The 3,336-nt window shown below is 75.6% G+C and carries 3 protein-coding genes; 1 reads left to right on the plus strand and 2 read right to left on the minus strand.

Going from position 1 to position 3,336, the window contains the following annotated elements:
- Nucleotides 1-1,155 (minus strand): alkaline phosphatase family protein (locus tag HMPREF3159_RS11255; RefSeq protein WP_246821621.1); only part of this gene is annotated, 1,155 nt, incomplete at its 3' end.
- 161 nt (nt 1,156-1,316) lie between these two features.
- Nucleotides 1,317-1,607, minus strand: a complete 291-nt coding sequence (locus HMPREF3159_RS11260; protein WP_070501105.1) for a hypothetical protein — start codon at nt 1,605-1,607, stop codon at nt 1,317-1,319.
- 106 nt (nt 1,608-1,713) lie between these two features.
- Between HMPREF3159_RS11260 and HMPREF3159_RS11265 the strand changes: the two genes are divergently transcribed.
- Nucleotides 1,714-3,084, plus strand: a complete 1,371-nt coding sequence (locus HMPREF3159_RS11265) for a serine/threonine protein kinase (protein WP_070501106.1) — start codon at nt 1,714-1,716, stop codon at nt 3,082-3,084.
- Nucleotides 3,085-3,336: the final 252 nt, after the last annotated feature.

A 3,336-nucleotide genomic window follows, 5' to 3' on the forward strand; every position in this document is an offset into this window, starting at 1 on the left:
GGCCGGCGGCAGCCCGGGCCCCCGCGCCAGGGCGACCGCCGGGGCGGACGGGTCGCTGACCGCGCGCGGCCCCGCGTAGTAGGGGTCATCGCCCTCGACCAGCGGACGATGGGTGGCGGAGAGGCCGAAGACCGTGCCCGAGGTGCCCTCGAGCACCGCGACCACGTCGGTCTCTGCGGTCGCTCCGACCCCGTCGTCCACCGGACGCAGCTGCAGGCGCGAGTGCGCGGCGAGCCCCGTGAGGGCCTCGAGGGCGAGGTCCCGCACCGCCGTCCCCTGGCCGTGGCGCACGTGCACCACGCCGCGCGGCCCATCGGGCCAGACCAGGACGCGGAAGTCCTTCAGGCGAGTGCCCTCGGTGCGGACGAGCCCCTCCTCGGCGAGCACGGCATTGGGGTGCACGAGCAGCGCGGCGGAAACCAGCCGGCGCCCCGGGACCAGCAGCACGCGGTCCTCGGGGCCGGGGGAGAAGGCGCTGAGGATCGCCTCGATCCCCTCGGCCGCCTCGCGCAGCGCCCGCGCCGCGGCGGGGGCGTCGAGCCCGGCGGCGCGGCGTGCGATCCCCAGACCGCTCAGCCGCACGGCGAGCAGGTCGATGCGGTCGCGAGCGAGGGCCTCGACGGCGATCTCGGAGACGAGCTCGTCGGGGACGGCCTGGGAGAGCTGCACGCCCATCTCGCGACGCGGTGCGAGATGGTCGGCGACCATCCGCGGCGAGCTCGTGCGCTCGGCCATGTCCCAGCGGTTGCGGTAGCGGCGCAGGTCCTCGACCAGCGGCAGGCACAGGTCGATGTCGCCGCCGGCCGTCGCGGGCCACTGCAGCGCGGCGGTGCGCAGCCCGGCCTGCCGCGCGGCGGCGAAGAGGCCCGGCGTGGCCATCGCCTCGGCGTACCAGGTGGAGCGGCTCTCGGGCCGCTCGGGGTCGAAGGGCTGCTCGGTCGCGACGCCGGTGCGCGCGACGGTGGTGCCGGTGACCAGTGTCGCCAGCGCCGGGGCGGGCTCCGAGGGGCCGCCCGCCCGGATCCGCAGCGGCGAGGCGGCGGCCGCGAGCGCCGCCAGCGGACTGCTCGACCCGTGCTCGGAGCGCGCGCAGTCGGCCAGGTCCTGCTCGTCGAGCCCGTCGACCGCGATCATCAGGGTCCGCCCCGAATCCATGTGCACCCCCGAGTGTCGTCCGTCGCCGTGACGGGAACCCTAGGGGCGCAGTCTGGCCGCGGTGCGGGGCGTAAATGAGCAGGCGGTCACCGCGAGGTGAACAGGAGGCGACCTGCGCGGCAGGTCGCCTGGGATCGCGCGGCGGACCGTCCCGAGGGAGGTCAGCGCAGCTCGGGGTCCGAGACGTCCGCGCGGCCGGAGTCCGCGTCGAGGCGGCGCCGGATCAGCGCGGCGCGCCCGCGGTCGTGGTCGACGGCCCTGTCCACGAGCGGCGTGGTGTCCTGCTCGGGCTCGTCGGGCTGCAGCACCAGCCACACCACGAAGCCGATGGTCAGCAGCAGGCAGCCCGCGCCGAGCAGCGCCATCAGCGGCCAGGTCGCCGGGACGGGGTCCCAGAACGAGCCTCCCGCCGGGGTTGCGTGAGGCGGTGCGGCGAGAAGCAGCGCGTCCACGGGCACCCCCTCAGGTCGGGACGGTCGGGCCGGGCACGCGCCCGGGCGGCAGGGATCCACGTCAGCATAACCTCGGCCCGAGCGCTGAGGTTATGCTGGGAAAATCATGGCTGACGTTATTGTCGGGCGCTTCGCGCTCATCGACCTGATCGCCAAGGGCGGGTCCGGGTCCGTGTGGCGCGCCTGGGACTCGAAGACCCAGGAGCTGTGCGCCGCGAAGGTCCTGCGTCAGCGCGATTCCGCCGACCTCATGCGCTTCGTGCGCGAGAAGGGCGTCAGCTTCGACCATCCGCACCTGCTGACCCCCTACGGCTGGGGCGCCGAGGACGAGCACGTCGTGATCGCGATGCCGCTGGTCTCCGGTGGGACGCTCGAGTCGGTGGTCAAGACCCGCGGCAAGCTCGCCGAGCCCGCCGTCGTGGTGATCCTCGACCAGCTGCTGGACGGCCTCTCCCATGTGCACGCCGAGGGCTGGATCCACCGTGACGTGAAGCCCGCGAACATCATGTTCGAGCCCCGCGGGCGCCAGTTCCCCGTCTCGCGCCTGGCCGACTTCGGGATCGCCGTCCACGAGACCGACGTGCGCTTCACGCATGTCGGCATGGTCAACGGCACCCCCGGCTACATGGCGCCGGAGCTGTTCGCGATGGCGGAGCCGGCCCCTTCCCACGACCTCTACGCCGCGGGCGTGGTCGCGCTGGTCGCGCTGAACGGGCCGATCAAGCTGCACGACGGCGCCTTCCGCCCCGACGAGCTCAGCCAGTTGCTGCGCGGCGTCACCCCGAAGCTCTCCGCCGTGATCCGCCGCCTGGTCGCCGCCCAGCCCGAGGACCGCTACCAGGACGCCGACGCGGTGCGCCGCGATCTCCCGCGCGTGCCTCCCGGCTACCCGCTCACCCACGCCGACGGTGCGCCGCTGACCTTCCAGGACCCCCTGGACCCGCTGCCGCCGAACGCCCCGGGCGCGGTCCGTCCCGAGCGGCCCGCCGCCCAGGTCGCGCCCTCCTCGATGGAGGCGATCCGCGCCGGTCAGGTCCAGCAGGGCTTCTCCGTCGGCTCGGCCTCGCCGCAGACGGGCCCGCAGTGGGCGCAGCGACCCGGTGGTGCGACCGCGGCCGAGCCGGGGCCGGGAGGACAGGGCGCAGGCGGTCCCGGCACCCGCCCCGGCCAGCCCGGCCCGGGCACCTCGCCCCATGTCTTCGCCGACACCGCCACGACCACCGGCGGAACGGCGGGCGGCCGCCCGCCGCGCGACCGCAGCACCATGATCGCGATCGGGCTCGGCGCCGGCTCCGCGCTGGTGCTCGGCGTGATCGTCGCGATCGTGCTGCTGGTGATCTTCGACGGGAGCGCGACCGCCCTGCCGGAGGGGCCGGCGACCGACGGGACCGTCATCGCCCAGGTCGAGGCCCCGGCCGAAGGCTCGGTCGAGGCGACAGGGGACCTCCACGCCGCCGACGAGCACCCCGCCGCCTGACTCCGGGGCTCACACCCGGCGCGCCCGAGGAGCCACGACGGGCGGCGAGGACCGCACGGGGCCGTCCGGGAGCCGGCAGGCCGCTCGGCCCCGCGCCCTGGTCAGCGCGCGATGGTGTCCAGGGACTGCACGAGCCCCTTGCGCCGCGGATCCATGAGCAGCTCCACTTGCAGCGCCGACGGCGCCGTCGCGGCGCCGCCGGCGGGCGCGGCACCTCCGGCGGACTCGGCTCCACCCGCAGCCGCACCGCCC

Source organism: Brachybacterium sp. HMSC06H03, assembly GCF_001807385.1.
Classification (GTDB): Bacteria; Actinomycetota; Actinomycetes; order Actinomycetales; family Dermabacteraceae; genus Brachybacterium; species Brachybacterium conglomeratum.